Annotated in this window: 10 protein-coding genes; 9 read left to right on the forward strand and 1 reads right to left on the reverse strand. The window is 46.9% G+C overall.

Annotated elements, in window-relative coordinates:
- The first annotated feature begins 5 nt into the window (after positions 1-5).
- The 5 genes from ABD894_RS07295 to ABD894_RS07315 all read left to right on the forward strand — a co-directional run bounded on the left by ABD894_RS07295 (position 6) and on the right by ABD894_RS07315 (position 7,847).
- On the forward strand, positions 6-1,517 hold the full coding sequence (locus ABD894_RS07295) for a RagB/SusD family nutrient uptake outer membrane protein (RefSeq protein WP_345210345.1): 1,512 nt from the start codon (positions 6-8) through the stop codon (positions 1,515-1,517).
- 85 nt (positions 1,518-1,602) lie between these two features.
- Positions 1,603-3,063, forward strand: a complete 1,461-nt coding sequence (locus tag ABD894_RS07300; RefSeq protein ID WP_345210346.1) for a GH39 family glycosyl hydrolase — start codon at positions 1,603-1,605, stop codon at positions 3,061-3,063.
- 26 nt (positions 3,064-3,089) lie between these two features.
- A complete protein-coding gene (gene rhaM / locus ABD894_RS07305; RefSeq protein WP_345210347.1) occupies positions 3,090-3,383 on the forward strand; it encodes an L-rhamnose mutarotase in 294 nt (97 codons plus the stop codon).
- Between the two features lie 32 nt (positions 3,384-3,415).
- Positions 3,416-6,406, forward strand: coding sequence for a glycosyl hydrolase (locus ABD894_RS07310; protein WP_345210348.1), 2,991 nt, complete (start codon positions 3,416-3,418; stop codon positions 6,404-6,406).
- A 7-nt stretch (positions 6,407-6,413) separates the two neighbouring features.
- Entirely contained in the window at positions 6,414-7,847 is a 1,434-nt protein-coding gene (locus ABD894_RS07315; protein WP_345210349.1) for an arabinose isomerase, read from the forward strand.
- 407 nt (positions 7,848-8,254) lie between these two features.
- On the opposite strand, the gene ABD894_RS07320 is transcribed toward ABD894_RS07315, so the two are convergent.
- Positions 8,255-9,196, reverse strand: a complete 942-nt coding sequence (locus tag ABD894_RS07320; RefSeq protein WP_345210350.1) for a helix-turn-helix transcriptional regulator — start codon at positions 9,194-9,196, stop codon at positions 8,255-8,257.
- Positions 9,197-9,291: 95 nt separating this feature from the next.
- On the opposite strand from ABD894_RS07320, the gene ABD894_RS07325 reads away from it, so the two are divergent.
- The 4 genes from ABD894_RS07325 to ABD894_RS07340 all read left to right on the forward strand — a co-directional run bounded on the left by ABD894_RS07325 (position 9,292) and on the right by ABD894_RS07340 (position 17,993).
- Positions 9,292-11,550 carry a TonB-dependent receptor gene (locus ABD894_RS07325; RefSeq protein ID WP_345210351.1) on the forward strand — a complete coding sequence of 753 codons (2,259 nt, stop codon included), beginning with the start codon at positions 9,292-9,294 and terminating at the stop codon, positions 11,548-11,550.
- A gap of 46 nt (positions 11,551-11,596) precedes the next feature.
- Entirely contained in the window at positions 11,597-12,964 is a 1,368-nt protein-coding gene (locus ABD894_RS07330; RefSeq protein ID WP_345210352.1) for an HmuY family protein, read from the forward strand.
- A gap of 197 nt (positions 12,965-13,161) precedes the next feature.
- Complete coding sequence (locus ABD894_RS07335) at positions 13,162-13,548, forward strand: hypothetical protein (protein ID WP_345210353.1); 387 nt, start codon at positions 13,162-13,164, stop codon at positions 13,546-13,548.
- 77 nt (positions 13,549-13,625) lie between these two features.
- Entirely contained in the window at positions 13,626-17,993 is a 4,368-nt protein-coding gene (locus ABD894_RS07340; protein WP_345210354.1) for a CusA/CzcA family heavy metal efflux RND transporter, read from the forward strand.
- The last annotated feature ends 7 nt before the right edge of the window (positions 17,994-18,000 follow it).

An 18,000-nucleotide genomic window follows, 5' to 3' on the forward strand; every position in this document is an offset into this window, starting at 1 on the left:
ACACGATGAAAAATCTACATAAATTAGTAATCCTGATGGGCTTTCTGGCTACGGCATCATCATGTAAAAAATCATTTTTAGATCTGTCTGATCCTACTAAAAAGAATGCCGATCAGTTTTATAAAACTGAAGAACAGATAAAACAGGCGGTAAGTGGTGCTTATAGTTCCCTGCAAGATCATGTGAACAGTCAGTACATATTTGCCGAAATGTCGTCGGACAATACCACTATACAGCTCAATCCGTCAGACAGGGGCCAAAACGACCGTGTGGAGGCTTTTGAATTTTGGAATTTAACAGCAACCAATGTAAACATTGCCGATCTGTACAATCAATCGTACAACGCGCTGTACAATGTCAACTTCGCGCTATCGCGTATTGATGGCGTTGCCGGTATGAGCGATCAAAAAAAGGCGCAGTACAAAGGCGAACTGCAATTTATACGTGCTTACTACTATTTTAATTTGGTGCGTTACTTTGGCCCGGTAGTATTAATTACCGAACCGCTGGCGACCTCGTCTGACGCGTTCAAGACAACCCGTAGCAGCGAGGCTGATGTATATGCGCAAATAGTTAAAGACCTAACCGGGGCATCTGCCAATTTGCCGGCGAAAAGTGAATACGCCGGCGACGATATAGGCAGGGCATCAAAGGGTTCGGCATTAGGCTTGCTTGGTAAAGTTTACCTTACCCTAAAAGATTATCCAAAGGCCGAGGCCACCTTAAGGCAGGTATTAGGTTTAGGCTATTCGCTGGTGCCTGTGTATGCCAACGTGTTTGATATCAACAACAAAAACAACAGCGAATCTTTATTTGAGGTGCAATATCAGGGAGGTAACGCGCTGGGCGAGTGGAGCAGTTTTATTTACATCTTTGCTCCGCGAAACTCGGCAGGCGCGGTAACCGGTTTCTCAACCAGTAACCCGCAAGGCTGGAACATCCCCACCAAAAACCTCATCGGCGAATTTGAGGCCGGTGACGAACGAAAAAGTGTAGCTTTAAAAGAAGGTTATACCAATGCCGCCGGTACTTTTGTGCCTATCCCTTTTGTAAACAAATACAACCACCCGCATACCATTGAAGGCCGTACCGATGATAACTGGCCAGTGCTAAGGTATTCGGATGTGCTGTTGATGCTGGCCGAAGCGATAAACGAACAAAACGGGCCGGGCAACGCGTATACCTACATTAATCAGGTAAGGAAAAGGGCAGGCTTAGGTGAAATCTCGGGCTTAAGCCAGGAAGCTTTCCGTACCGCTATCAGGCATGAGCGCCGGGTTGAGCTGGCCTTTGAGAACGACCGCTGGTTCGACCTGAAACGCGCTTATACCAACGCGCAAATGGTTACCTTGTTAAACGCCCATGGCCAGGCCGAAAAAGCTTCGCCAACGGTTGACAGGGGCGGGGTGCCATTTATCGGCAACGATTATAAATTTGATGGGTACGAAGCACTGTATCCTATCCCCGACAGGCAACTGTTTCTGGATAAGAACTTAACGCAAAACCCGGGTTATTAACATAAATTGAATTGTTTGGTTCAAGGAAGGGAGTTGCCGATGGGGGTCGGCGCTTCCTACCTTTTAATAGCTACAACATCTACCTATGAAATTACTTTTTACATCAGCTTTTTTAATTGCAGGCCTTGCATGTGCGGCGCAATCGCTCCGGGTTGACTGGAACGCCAGCGGTACTGTCACCAAATCAACGGCTACTTTACAGGTGGTGGGTAACCCTATGCTGCGGCCAAAAGCAGCCATGCACGATGGCGCCTTTGCCGCTTTGCGTAGTTTAAATGCCGACTATGTGCGCTATGTGCCCTGGTTTCCTTACCCTAAACTGGCCGTGGCCGAACTGGAGCCGCCAACAGCAACCAAAACCTCGTGGGATTTTAGTTTGATAGACCCCATGACCATTGATTTTTTGGAGAATACCAAAGGGCATTCGGTAATGATGAACTTTAGTACCATACCGCAATGGATGTTTAAAACCGATAACCCGGTAACCTATCCTGCCGACCCAAATCAGGTAAGCTGGGGCTACGGCGGCGGTACCGAACTGCGCGACCCAACCTTAAAAGAACTGACCGATTATTATGTACGCCTCATTAGCTGGTACACCAAAGGCGGCTTTACCGATGAGCTGGGCAAATACCATAAATCGGGCTATCACTATAAATTTGATTACTGGGAGGTACTCAACGAGCCCGATCTGGAACATAGCATGTCGCCCCAAACCTATACTAAAATATATGATGCCATCGTTACCGCCCTTAAGCCCATAATGCCTGCAACCAGGTTTGTGGGCATGGCGGTAGCTTTTGAAAAGCCCGAATGGTTTGAGTACTTCCTTAACCCGGCCAACCATAAACCGGGCATCCCGATAGATATGATCTCGTACCATTGCTATGCGGCGGCCAATCCTAACCAAAAGTTTGATGCCTATGAATACAGTGTATTTGACAAGGCCGAAAGCTTTGTAAACTCGGTTGGCTACATCGAGAACATCCGCAAACGCTTAGCGCCAAATACCCGTACGGATATTAACGAGCTGGGGACTTTTGTGAGCGAAGAGATGCGTAACAAACCTATCGATCCTGCTTTCTGGAATTTGTCTGCCGGGGTGTACGCTTATTTCTTCATCGAGCTGTCAAAGGCTGGTATTGATGTGATCGGCGAATCGCAACTGGTGGGTTTCCCTACGCAGTTTCCGGATGTCAGCATGATCAACCATGAAAACAATAAACCCAATGCCCGCTACTGGGTTTTAAAACTAATAAAAGATAACATTAAACCGGGCAGCACCATGATAAAAACAGGTGTTGACGGCGATGGCGGAGCCGATATGCTGGCGCAGGCCTATTTGGCCGGTGGCGAAAAGAAGGTGCTGCTGCTTAACAAACGCAATAAAACCATCACCCTAAAACTCCCTGCCGAATTTAAGGGCGCTAAAGTAAGTACGATAGACGGTGATTCGGGCGATAATGAAGCCACCGCATCGGTGATCGGTAATGATGAAGTGGTGCTTAAGCCATTCGCGGTTAAATTAATTACAGTTGGCAAGTAAGCGGTATGACGATGATCGCCTTTAAAATGAAATTGAAACCCGGCGCCAAAGAGGAATATGCCAAAAGACACCAGGCTTTATGGCCCGAGGTAAAAGCCCTGCTTAAAGCACGTGGGGTAAGTAACTACAGCATATTTTATGATGCCGAAACCGATATTTTATTTGCTGTACAAGAGGTGGAGAAAACTATATCCGCTTACAATACTGCCCACGAAGCGATATTGCACACATGGTGGAATTACATGGCAGATATTATGGATGTAAATGCAGATAATTCGCCGGTTATTGTAAATTTAGAGCAGGTGTTCCATTTAGATTAGTCAAATCAGTCAACCCAATATAAACGAGCATAATGTTTAAAAAACTTATCATTCTTTTCAGTTTCCTTTTTTGTATTTCAGTAACAGCAAATGCTCAGTTAAAGGCTATTAAAACCGGTTTTTTATCGCCGCCCGATAAGTACAAACCCGGCGTTTACTGGTATTTTATGGATGGCAACATGTCGGCCGAAACCATTACTAAAGATCTGGAGTCGATGAAAAAGGCGGGTATCGGCAACCTCATCTTTTTAGAAGTTAACGTGGGCGTACCAAGCGGCCCGGTTGAGTTTTTAAGCCCCCAGTGGAGCGAACTTTTTGTACATGCCGAAAAAGAGGCACGCCGTTTAGGTATCGAAATTACATTAGGCATTGGCCCCGGATGGACAGGTAGCGGCGGTCCGTGGGTTAAAGGCAAACAATCTATGCAGCACTTGGTAGCCAGCGAGGTAGTTGTTACCGCGGGCGATAAAAAGAAGATAGTACTACCCGTACCTCCGCCAAAGAAACCCTTTTTCGGCGAAGGAGGGCTTACACCCGAGTTTAAAAAGGAATGGCTTGAATACTATGAGGATGTAGCCGTTTTGGCCTTCCCGCTTACGGAGCAGGCTAAACCCATTGCCGATTTTGAGGAAAAAGCCTTGTTTTACCGTGCGCCCTATAGTTCGGGTGTGGTGAGGTCATACTTGGCGCCGCCTTCAATAGCTAACGACGATAAAGCCATCGCCAAAAACAAGATACTCGACCTTACCACAAAAATGCAGCCCGACGGAACCCTTAGCTGGGCACCACCCGCAGGCAAGTGGAAAGTGATGCGCTTTGTAAGTCGTAACAATGGTGCCATTACCCGCCCTGCGCCCGTGCCGGGTTTGGGTTTTGAGAGCGATAAGTTTGATACCACCGCGTTGAACGCGCATTTAAATGCTTACGTAGGTAACCTGCTAAAAAAGATAGGCAAAATTGAAAAAGCTACCCCCGGTGGTTTAAAGCGCCTGCACATGGATAGCTGGGAAATGGGCGCGCAAAACTGGACGGGTACTTTCCGTAAAGAGTTTATGAAACGACGCGGTTACGATCCGCTAAAGTATTACCCCGTTTATGAGGGCAACATAGTAGGCAGCCTTGCCGAAAGTGAGCGCTTTTTGTGGGATTTAAGACAAACCTCGCAGGAGCTGGTTTTGGAGAACCATGCCCGGCATGTTAAGGCTTATGCCAAAAAACATAACATGTCGCTGTCAATCGAGCCTTATGATATGAACCCGACTGCCGATTTGGAATTGGGCGGCGTGGCCGATGTGCCGATGGCCGAATTTTGGAGCAAGGGTTTCGGCTTTAACTCCACCTATAGTGTAATTGAGGCTACGTCGGTGGCACACGTGATAGGTAGTTCGCTGGTTCCGGCCGAGGCTTTTACCGCGCAGGATAACGAAGGCTGGAAACAGCACCCAGCATCAATGAAAAACCAGGGCGATTGGGCGTTTGCGGCAGGTATTAACCGCTTTGTGTACCACACTTTTCAAAACCAGTTTCTGCCCGATTCATTAAAACCCGGCGCTACCATGGGGCCATACGGTGTACATTGGGACCGCAGCCAAACCTGGTGGCCAATGGTGAGCGCGTACCACAGCTACGTAACCCGTTGCCAGTATGTTTTGCAGCAGGGCCGCACCGTGGCCGATGTGCTTTATCTTACACCCGAGGGTTCGCCGCATGTTTTTGTACCGCCATCATCGGCCATAGTGGGCGATACCATCGGCGATAGGCGGGGCTACAATTTTGATGGTTGTTCGCCCGGCCAATTGATGAAAGCTACGGTGAAAAACAACCGCATTGAGTTTCCGGGTGGCGGCAGCTACCGTTTGCTGGTACTACCCATTTATGAAGCCATGACACCGGAACTGCTGGCAAAAATCGGCAGCTTGGTTAAGCAGGGCGCTACCATTGTAGGCAACCCGCCTTTACGATCGCCGAGTTTGGTAGGTTACCCTGATTGTGATAACCGGGTTACGCAATTGGGCAAACTGATATGGGGAGCAGCCAAAGTGCCAGCCAATACCGTTCAGTACAAGTACGGTTTAGGAACAGTTATTTGGGGCGAAGGCTTCAGCGCGAAGCCCGATCATTTATACCCGGCCTACGATCTCACCGCGGGTATACTGAAAGACAAAGGCATCGCGGAAGATTTTACAGCCAACGGCGATCTGCGTTACACGCACCGCACCGGCGACGGTTGGGATATTTACTTCGTATCCAACAAAACCAATAAACCCGTGAACACCGTGGCGCAGTTTCGCAGTGTAAAAGGTGCCCCCGAATTTTGGGATGCCATCACCGGGAAAGTTAAAAGCGTAAGTGAATTTACAGCAGATAAAGGCATCAGTTCGGTGAGTATCCAGTTGGATGCTTACGAAAGCGTGTTTGTGGTATTCGCCAAAGAAAATACCGCGAAACCATCAGGCACAAACGCCTCTGTATCTGCCCAAACATTGCAAACCTTAAGCGGCCCCTGGGATGTAAGCTTTGATACCAAATGGGGCGGCCCTGCACATACCGTATTTGAAACCCTTACCGATTGGAGTAAAAATGCTGACGAAGGCATCAAATATTACTCGGGCACGGCCGTATATCAGAAGAAATTCGATCTGTCAGCGGCGGTTCAGGGGCCTTTATACCTTGATCTTGGTGATGTGAAGAACATGGCAAGGGTAACGCTGAACGGTAAAGACCTCGGCATTGTGTGGACAGCGCCATGGCATGTAGATATAGCTTCCGCCGTACGCGAAAAGAATAACGAGCTGAAAATAGAAGTGATCAACCTGTGGCCAAACCGCTTGATAGGCGACGAAAAGAAACCTTACGACGGCATTGTTAACGATAAATGGCCCGATTGGCTGCTGAACGGTAAATCACGCACCAGCGGCAGGTACACTTTTACATCAACCAATCAATATAATGCCAATTCACCTTTGTTGCTATCGGGGTTAACAGGGCCGGTAAAACTTATCCAATATATAAATAACAAATAATATAAAAATGCATACACAAACTAAGGTGAAAGTTGGCTTATTCGGGATAGGGCTGCGGGCATATTGGGAGCAGTTTACAGGTTTAGAAGAACGATTAACAGGATATGTTAATGTAGTGGCCAAAAGTATGGAAGCCTTTGATGCCGAAATTGTTAACCTTGGTTTAATTGATACGCCCGAAAAGGCTTTTGAGGCGGGGCACACCTTTAAATGTGCCGATGTTGATATCCTGTTTCTGTATGTATCTACTTACGCTTTGTCGGCCACGGTTTTGCCGGTGGTGCGCAAAGCCAATGTGCCGGTTATTGTGCTCAATCTTTCGCCGGAAGCCAGTATCGATTATGCGAGCTTCAACAAACTGAACGACAGAACCGCCATGACGGGCGAGTGGCTGGCCCATTGTTCATCGTGTTCGGTACCCGAAATTGCCAACGTGTTTAACCGCAGTAAAATACCTTTCTACCAGGTAACGGGGATGCTGAAAAACGATCCGCATGTGTGGAAAGAGGTGGAGGAATGGGTGGATGCCGCCAGGGTAGCCCGCGTAATGTATTACAACAGGCTGGGCATAATGGGCAACTATTACGGCGGCATGATGGATATTTATACCGACCTCACCCTGCAATGCGCCACCTTTGGCGGGCATATTGAAATTATTGAGGTAGATGAATTATCGCACCTGCGCGAATCGGTAACTACCGAAGAAACCGCTGCCAAAATACTCGAAATACAGCAGGAATTTGATGTACAGGCTGATTGCTCACCTTACGAACTCGACCGTGCCGCGCATACCGCCGTAGCGCTTGATAAACTGGTGGCTAAACATCAGCTGGGTTCGCTGGCGTATTACCATAAAGGTACCGGTAATGCAGCTAACGAAAACACGGTTACGTCGGTGATCCTTGGTAACTCATTACTCACAGGTAAGAACATCCCCGTAGCGGGCGAGTATGAAATTAAGAACGCCCAGGCCATGAAAATTATGGACAGCTTTGGCGCGGGCGGCTCGTTTACCGAGTATTACGCCATGGATTTTAACGACGATGTAGTATTGATGGGGCACGATGGCCCTTGTCACCCCAAAATAGCCGAGGGTAAAATTAAGGTGAGGCCATTGCAGGTTTACCACGGTAAAGTGGGTAATGGTCTGTCGGTAGAAATGTCGGTAAGTTATGGGCCGGTCACATTGCTTTCGGTAGTGGAAACAGGTGATGGTACACTCAAATTACTGGTAGCCGAAGGCGAGTCCGTTCCCGGTGAAATACTGGAGATAGGCAATACCAACAGCAGGTACCGTTTCCCGTTGGGTGCCCGCAACTTTGTAGAAGCCTGGAACCGCCAGGGGCCCGCGCACCATTGCGCCATAGGCAAAGGCCATATCGCCTCGAAGATCAAAAAACTGGGAGATATATTGAAGGTGAGTACGGTGCAGGTTTGCTGAGGGGAAATATTTTTTAGGTAGGGGATATCTGTAATAGCGATTAAACCCCTTCCTCCTCCTTCCCGTGGGAAGGAATCGCACAAGGCCTGCGCTTTGCAATTGTTGAATATCACACCCTGCTGTTACTTGCGCTGATCTGTGATCAGTGCTTAATATGGGTGGGCGATTGCATCGCCCTCTGCATTCGCATTGCAAATGCGTTCCCATTTTAAGCGCTCGTTGCAAACGAGCGCAAGAATAAAAAGACTATAAAAGTCATGCTGAATTTATTTCAGCATCCCATAAGCAGGGTAAACACTTTGCTTATCGGGTGCTCTTCCAATGGGGTGCCGAAATAAATTCGGCATGACGGGTCGAGCAAATCGGTCTTCCTAATATCTGTAGTTACAAAAGAACACGCATCCTCATCAATCTGGCTTCATTTTACTTGGTAGCACTTTAAACTTCTTTTTAAAGGCTACTGTAAAGTGCTGTGAGTTTTTATAGCCCACGGCTTCGGCTACCTGGCTTACTGTTTTGCCTTCCTGCAGCAGAAGGTAGGCTTTGTTCATGCGTATTTCGGTGAGGTAACCGAAAACGGTATAGCCGAAAAGTTTCTTAAAGCCTTTCTTGAGCTTAAAATCGTTAAGACCGGTTTTGCGTGCCAGCTCAACCAGCGAGTAGGGGTTGCGCAGGTTTTGTTCTACAATATATTTAGCCTCGTTTAACCGGCCGATGTCTTTATTCTTCAGGATTTCCTCATTAGCATGTATCTTTTCCATGCGCTCCATTTGCATGGATAGGAGGTCTAAAATACGGGCTTCAATGGCCATGCGGCGGATATGGGCAGGGCGGTCGCCCCTTAGCATATCTTGTATAATGGTTTTAGTACGGTTATCGCCCAAATCGGTAGACAGCAGGGTATATGGCTGATCCTCTATGGCTAAATGTTCGGGCAGTATCTTCTTTACAAAATTGTAAGTGAGGCAAATAGTGAATATTTTGGCATATTCCTCAATACGCATATTAACGTTGGTGGTAGCACAATAAAAGGTTTGATAAACGCCCTTTTTCAAGGTTCTCCCTTCCGAATCCGGGTCGGGATAGAAAGTAAGGCTGCCATCCAGTACAAAGCTCATTACCCAAAAAAAGTTATCGGAGCTTAAATTCATGGTGTGTGGAGTATCGGGTTTAAAATCGCCTAAAAACAAGGCCACGCCATCAAACCATAACTCTTTTAATTGCAGGTTCGCGTAATGCCCGAACGTTGAATCGCGTTCTGTAAAGTGCTTATCTGTAATGAAATCATCAGGGTAATCCAGCAAAAATACCTCCCCGTCGCTTTGGGCCGAGGATAATTGAAACTCCATAAAATCCGTCTTGCGTTATTTAAAATCCGTTTCCCGTTATCTACGTTATGGGAATATCGGCAAATTTGCAGCATTATTTTTAATTAGTCTAAATAATGTTTAAATATATTTCGATTGTTCTTTTTTACTTATTGATCATCCCCGCCACATTATCCGCACAAAACGAAACCGGAAGCCTGCAAGGCACAATCTTGACCAGCGATGGTAAACCCGCGCAAGGTGTATCTGTTCAGTTACTGAATTCACCTTACGGTGCCAGCACACAACAAAACGGTAAATACCTGCTCAAAGCCAAACCCGGCAATTATACCGTACAATACAAAGCATTAGGTTCGGTTAGTCACCAGGAAGAAGTAACCATCAGCGCAGGCAAAGTAAGCACCCGGCCCGATGTGGTTTTAGAGGTTACCTCCGTACAATTGAAAGATGTAGTAGTTACGGGGCAATACGCGCCGCAATCATTAAAAAACTCGGTATACATGGTGCGCAATATCACTGCCGAGCAAATACGCTTACGCAACCCGGCAAAGGTGCAGGATGTATTGGTAGACCAGTTGGGCATCCGTTTCACTAACGACCTTACTTTGGGTACTTCGGATATTACGCTGATGGGCGTATCGGGCCAGCGGGTAAAGATCTTGCTGGATGGCGTGCCCCTGCTTGATCGCGGCGACACGCGCGAAAGCCTGAACCAGGTAGATATCAACACCATTGACCATATTGAATTGGTAGAAGGCCCTATGTCTGTAAGTTACGGCAGCGACGCATTAGGCGGTGTAATTAACCTCATTACCAAAAAAGGAACGGGCGGCGAAAGTCTGCGAGCTACTGCCCGTATACAGGAAGAAACAGCTGGTAAACAATACAAGGCTTTTGACGGCAGCGGCATCCACATGGAAAATGTGGGCCTTAACTGGGAGCATAAAGGCTGGCAGCTGTCGGGCAATTTTACGCGCAATAATTTTGATGGCGCCCGGTTGGGCTGGATGCCTAAAGACCAGTATTTGGGCAATGGCGTTGTTGGCTATCGTACCAATAAATGGCATGTATGGTACCGGCTTGATGGTACCGACGAAACCTTGCGTAACGATGGCCCGGTTAACGTAGAAACTAATGTAAGGATAGATCAGCACTTTTTGACCAACCGTTGGATGCACCAGCTACAGGGCGAGTGGCAGCTGAACGACAAGCTGAGCTTTAACGGCGCGGCATCATATACCGATTACAGCAGGCGTACGCAAACCAGCAGCCTCAACGTACTTACCGGCGACCGCAGGCTTACCCTGGGACCCGGCGAGCAGGACAAAGCGGTTTTCGATACCAAGTTTTTCCGTGGTACGGCGCAATATAAGGTAAGCGATAAGGTATCGTTACAACCCGGTTTCGAGGTTAACTTAACAGGCAGCAGCGGCGCGCGCATATTGGGTACGCCTGCTATTAATGATTATGCTTTCTTTATCTCGTCAGAGATCTTGGTTGGGCGGGCCTTAAGCCTGCGGCCGGGTGCAAGGTTCACCAAAAACTCGGTGTATGATGCGCCGCCGGTTATACCATCGTTAAATGCCAAAATAAAACTGACGAGCGACCTTGATCTTCGCCTGGCTTATGCCCGTGGCTACCGGTCGCCGGCATTGCGCGAGCTTTATTTTAATTTCTTTGATGCCAGCCACTCCATCCGTGGTAACGAAAACCTGAAGGCCGAACACTCCAACAGCTTCAACGGTTCGTTCGCGTGGCGGGCTATTACTATTGGCGATGTTAGCATCCGCTCAACAGCAGGCGGTTTTTACAACCAGTTTGATAACCTCATCACCACAGGTTATGACCCGGCCGATCCATCGGTAATGACCTATATCAACATTGATAAATACAAAACGACGGGCGGTACATTCGAGAACACCATCAGCTATAGAAATTTAGATGCCAAAATAGGCTTTTCTTATACCGGTGTATACAATCGTTTGCAGGAGGATGATAACAGCCTGCCCGGCTTTACCTGGTACCCAGAGGTAAACAGTAATTTGATGTACCACTTTAAAGGCATTAAGACGGATGTAAGCCTGTTTTACAAATACAACGGCAAACTGCCAGCCTATGAGTTAAGAACGGTTGAGGGTGTAACCAGTATTCACTTGGCGCAGCGGGCGGCATTTCACACGGCCGATCTTACGGTGAATAAATTCATCAGCCGCAATATTTCAATAGGCGGCGGTGTGCGAAACCTGTTTAACGTAACCTATGTAAACAATACCTCTACCGATGTAGGCGGGGCGCACAGCACCGGCGGACCGGTACCGATATGGTATGGCCGATCTTATTTCCTCGGTTTAACCTTTCAATACAGTAAATATTAATTATTAACATAAAAATTACCAAACAAGTATTAATCAAGTACATTCCATGAAAAAAGTATCCTATTATTTATTCGGCTTTATCTTATTAACCGCGGCTTGCAAAAAAAGCGATCCGGCATTGCCGGATAACCAGCTTGCCTTTACCGCGGCTACACAAGGCCTTGCATCTACCGATGCCTCTATCGATATTACGCTTAACCTGGGCCGCGCTACTGACGTAGCCGTACCGGTAGCTATTGAACTGCAATCAGCCGGTGTTACCTACGGTACCGAGTTTACTACCGTGCCTGCCGCGGCATCAAACACCCTTAACTTAACTATACCTGCGGGCAGCAGTTCAGCTACCTTTAAAGTGGTTAAAAAAGACGGCGTGTTTTTAAACGGTACCGAGTCGGTTAGCTTTGTTATTAAATCGGCGGGTTCACCGGTGGTATTAGGTTCAACCAATACCTTAAAACTGAGCTTCTCATCAATCGTATCAACCGGTTCTGAGTTAACATTGCAGGGTGGCGAAGGCGCTTCGGCAGCAGTTAATTCAGTTTATGTTGATTTGAGCGCCAACGCGCAATCTTCAGTAAAACGTATAAGCTGGGATCTGGGCTTTTACAATGGCGACGATTTCAGGGTGATATTGAACAACACTTCAGCAGCTTCTGTAGTGGCTGTAGATAAAACAGATATCAACGCGGTTTCAGCAAGCGATATCACTATTACTGATCTTGAACTGGGCTTTGGTAAAGGTACCTTCAATATTTTTGATGATGTAACCGGCGATCTTACCAAAACCGCTATCGCGCAAGTATCTGCAACAGATGCATCAAACAAAGTTTATGTAATTAACCGTGTTGGTGGCTCAGGCACTACTGCTGCCCCAGCCGACTTAGTGAAAGTACGCGTATTGCGTACAACTAATGGTTACACGCTGCAATACGCAAACCTTAACGAAACTACTTTTAAAACCTTAACCGTTACCAAAAGCACGGCTACCAACTTCAACTACATCAGCTTTGAAACTAACGCGCCGGTAACTGTTGAGCCTGCTAAAGACCGTTGGGATATAGTTTGGGGTTACAGCGCGTACTTTACTACCGGTATACCTTATGTATTCTCTGACTTGGTATTCACCAACTACCTGGGCGGTACGCAATCGGCAGAGGTATTAACTACCACTGTAAGCTACGATGCTTATGCTGAGGCTAACATTGCAACTACAACATTCAACAACACCCGTAACACCATTGGCGCGAACTGGCGTGCTACAACCGGTACCGTAGGTGTAAAAACAGATCGTTTCTACGTAGTTAAAGATTCAGCCGGAAACGTGTACAAACTGAAATTCATCAGCTTTACTACCCAGGATGGCGGTACACGCGGATATCCGAAAATACAATACGCTTTAGTTAAAAAAGCCTAATAAGCCGTTAGCTAAAAATAAATCAGACTAATTCCCCGGGGCGGTTCTTCCTTTAAAGGAGGGCCGCTTTTTTGTTTTGGGATGAGTTCATTATCAAGGTGTATGATCTAAATCATTCAATGCTTAATTAGAAAGCACTTTGCTGCCGGAGCCAATAATGTTTGCAACTTAAGGGCATAAGCGCTACTTTTACGGCAATGAAGAAAGTATGCCTTTACATACTATTTATTCTTGTTATTGCTGATAACGCATCTTTAGGGCAGTTGATAAAATTGCCTGTACTGTTTGAACATTATGCCGAGCACCAGCAATTGAACGGTAACATCAGCGTTATGAAGTTCCTGTCCATGCATTACTGGGGCCAGGATTTGCCTGATAATGATGACGACCGCGATAATCAGCTGCCTTTTAAAAAGGCATCCATGCATATTCATTTTTACTTCTTTACGCCTGCAAAGCAGTTTCATGTGGTTAACGCACCATCGTTCCGTAAAATAACTTACGGCCTGCCCCAAACAGCAGATTTACCCGAAACCTGTGTAGGCTCGCTTTTTAAACCGCCAAGATTGCACTTTACCGTTTAACCGGGCTTTAGCCCATTTATTCTTAATGGCTGCTCCTTTACAGGGATGGCTTATTGTGCATTTCTAAAAAATATTTTATGCTGAACAAGATCATCAGCTTTTCCGTGCGGAATAAGCTGATCATTGGCCTGTTCGTATTTGCCCTTGTATTATGGGGAGGTTACGAAGTAACCAGGCTGCCTATTGATGCCGTGCCTGATATTACAGATAACCAGGTACAGGTAATCACCGTTTCTCCATCTCTTGGCGCACCCGATGTGGAACGCCTCATTACTTTCCCGGTAGAACAGGCCTGTAGTAATATCTCCGGTCTTAAACAAATCCGTAGTTTCTCCCGTTTCGGGCTATCGTTGGTAACCATTGTTTTTGATGATGCTACCGACTTATTTTGGGCCCGGCAGCAGGTAAGCGAACGCCTGCAACAGGTGCAGCGCGATATTCCCGATGGTATAGGCGCGCCCGAACTGGCCCCTATATCAACCGGCCTGGGCGAAATTTATCAATACGTAGTGCGCCCCAAGCCAGGCTACGAGGGCAAATACGGCCCCACCGAACTGCGCACTTTGCAAGATTGGGTGGTACGTCGCCAGTTAATGGGTACTCCCGGGGTGGCCGAAGTATCCAGCTTTGGCGGTAACGTTAAGCAATACGAAATTGCCGTTAAACCCGGTCAGTTGAAGGCCAGCAATGTAACCATTGCCGAGGTTTTTGACGCGTTGGGCCGTAATAACCAAAACACGGGCGGCGCTTATATTGAAAAAGGGCCAACCGTGCTTTACATCCGCAGCGAAGGCTTAACCACCAACTTGCAGGATATTGAAAAGATAGTAGTGAAAACGCTGCCTAACGGCCTGCCGCTGCTTATCCGCGATGTGGCAGAAGTGCGTTTTGGTTCGGCTATACGCTACGGTGCCATGACCTTTAATGATAAGGGTGAAGTAGCCGGTGCCGTGGTACTGATGCTAAAAGGCGAAAACTCATCGGTAGTGGTGAAACGGGTGAAGGATAAAATTGCCGAAATACAAAAATCCCTGCCCGAAGGCGTAGTGGTGGAGCCTTTTCTTGATCGTACCAAAATGGTGAACAACGCCATCGAAACTGTAGAGCATAACCTGATGGAAGGCGCGCTTATTGTAGTATTCGTACTGGTGTTTTTCCTGGGAAATATACGGGCGGGGCTAATCGTATCGTCGGTGATACCGCTGTCTATGCTTTTTGCCATTATTTTAATGAACATGTTTGGCGTGGGCGGTAACCTGATGAGTTTGGGCGCTATTGATTTTGGTTTAATTGTAGATGGCTCGGTAATTATTGTAGAGGCCGTATTACACAGCTTTACACATGCGCAAAAGTTTAAGGCAGTAAGCCGCATAACGCAGGATGAAATGGATGGCGAGATAATTAAATCTACCGGATTAACCATCAACTCGGCGGTATTTAGCCAAATCATTATCCTTATTGTTTACCTGCCTATTTTATCGTTACAGGGTATTGAGGGTAAAATGTTTAAGCCGATGGCGCTAACCGTGGCCTTTGCTATACTGGGCGCGTTTGTAATGTCGGTTACTTATGTGCCTATGATGAACGCTTTGTTTCTGAATAAAAAGCTGAACCATAAAAAAACACTTGCCGATAAAATGACCACGTGGCTGGAGCAAAAATACCAGCCACTGTTAAAAAAGGTAATGAATTACCCCCGCTCGGTTATTGCGGTTACACTTGGTTTGTTTGCCCTGTCTATTTATTTAATGATGGGTTTAGGCGGCGAGTTTATACCCCAGATAGAGGAAGGCGATTTTGCGGTTGAAACCCGTTTGCTTACCGGCAGCAATCTGAAAAACACCATAAAATATACTCAGCAGGCGTCGGCCATATTGCTTAAGGAATTTCCGGAAGTACAAAAAGTGGTAACCAAAATTGGCAGCGCCGAAATCCCTACCGACCCTATGCCTTTTGAAGCAGGCGATATGATGGTGATATTGAAAGATAAAAAGGAATGGACATCGGCCGAAACCTTCCCGGAATTATCAGAAAAAATGACCCATGCGTTGGCTGCCGTACCGGGTATCAGGGTTGGTTTTCAGTTTCCGGTGCAAATGCGTTTTAACGAGCTCATGACAGGTGCAAGGCAGGATGTAGTGTGTAAGATATTCGGTGAAAACCTGGATTCACTTACCAGTTATGCCCATCGCCTTAATAATATTATACAAACAGTACCCGGCGCTATCAATGTTTATGAAGAAACGGTTACCGGTATGCCGCAGGTAGTGATTCATTATAACCGCGATGCTATGGCCAAATATGGCCTCAACGTACTTGATGTTAACACTACAGTAAATACCGCCTTCGCAGGACAAAGCGCCGGGCAGGTATTTGAAGGTGAAAAACGTTTCGATCTGGTCGTACGCTTAGCCAACGAGTCGCGCCGCGATTTGAGCGATGTGCGTAACCTGCTTATATCAACACCAACCGGGCAGCAAATACCCATATCTCAGGTTGCTCAAATTGAAGAGGTAGAAGGTGTAAATCAAATTCAGCGCGAAGATACCCGCAGGCGTATAGTTATCGGCTTTAACATCAGCGGCCGCGATGTGCAATCCATCGTAACTGAATTACAGCAAAAGGTACAACAGCAATTAAAGTTACCGGCAGACTATAAGCTGGTATACGGAGGCTCGTTCGAGAATATGAACGCCGCCAAGGCACGACTATCTGTAGTGGTGCCTGTTGCCCTGCTGATGATCTTCCTGCTACTGTACTTTGCCTTTAGTTCGGTTAAACAAGGGTTGCTTATTTATACAGCAATTCCATTATCGGCCACTGGTGGCATTTTCGCTTTGTGGATCCGCGATTTGCCTTTTAGCATTTCGGCTGGTGTGGGCTTTATTGCCTTGTTCGGGGTAGCGGTATTGAATGGTATCCTGCTCGTATCGGAGTTTAACCGCCTTAAAAAAGAAGGGTGGACAGATATTCGCAAAATAGTAATGGAAGCCACCAAATCAAAACTCAGGGCCCTGCTGATGACGGCACTGGTACCTTCGCTGGGCTTCATCCCGATGGCTATAAGTAATGGTGCTGGCGGCGCGGTACAAAAGCCGCTTGCTACGGTAGTTATAGGCGGCTTAATTATATCAACTATGCTCACTTTATTTGTATTACCTATATTTTATATCCTTTTCGAAAAGGGCTTTAAATACTTTAGGGTTAGCCCTAAACCGGCTGTGCTCATATTGTTGTTTTGTTTAGGAGGATACACCGCATCGGCACAAACCACGGTAACTTTACAACAAGCCGGAGAATTACTGAAAAAGAACAACCTATCAGTACAGGCAGCTGTGCTGAACGAACAGTACAACAAAGCCCTGTTGCCATCAGCCTTCGACCCGGATAAGGCAATAGTAGGTATGGAGTACGGCGAACTCAATAGTACGTTTAAGGATACAAGGTTCTCTGTTAGTCAGAGCTTTCAGTTTCCAACGGTTTATGCCCGTCAGCGGTCGGTATATAAAGCCAATGTGGCTATCGCGCAAAGCGAAACTAAAAACCGGTTATCAGAACTTCAAACGGAACTGAAACAGGTATTTTATACACTGATAATACTTCAGCAAAAGAAAAAAGTGCTGATGCAGGCCGATAGCATTTATAGCCGTTTCGTCGAAAAAGCCGAAAACAGGTTTAAAGCCGGTGATGCCGATCGCCTGGAAACCGCTACTGCTGCCAACCAGCGGATACAGATAGCCACACAGCTAAAAGCCCTGCTTACTGATGAAGCCGTTTATAACAACAGGCTAACGTTACTTACCAATAGCATCACGCCAATTGTGCCCGTAGCCGATAGTATTGTATACAGCGCTACGCTTGTAACTGCCGATACCGGCACCATACGCAATAACCCAACGCTGCAATTGCAGCAGGCTAAAATTGAGCATAGCAGCGCGGCTTATAAACTGGAGAAAAACAAGTGGCTGCCTACGCTCAGCATAGGTTACGCCAATATGTCGTTACAAGGCTGGCAAAGCCTGGCCGACCGCAGCGAAAAGTTTTTTACCGCCGGTAATCGCTTTCAATCGGTAACGGCTGGTATTGGTATTCCGTTGTTTTTTGGCGCCAATGTTTCACGTACCAAAGCAGCAAAGGCACAGGTTGGTATACAGCAAAAAGAGATGGACTACCTTAAAGCCCGCATCAATAATGAACTGGCTAACGCGCTTGAAACTTACCACCGCAGTTTGGAGCTGATTAAAACATATCAAACCGCTTTGCTGCCCAATACATCGGCCATTATAACCTCGGCCACTAAAAGGCTGGCAAGCGGCGATATCGACTACCTGAACTGGGTGATACTGGTTAACCAGTCGTTTGATACCCGGGGGCAGTATTACCAGGCCGTGCAGCAGCTTAACGAGGCTGTATTTGAAATAGAAAGATTACAAGGCAAGAACTAAAAAGAGT

The sequence above is a fragment of the Mucilaginibacter gynuensis genome, from assembly GCF_039541195.1.
GTDB lineage: Bacteria > Bacteroidota > Bacteroidia > Sphingobacteriales > Sphingobacteriaceae > Mucilaginibacter > Mucilaginibacter gynuensis.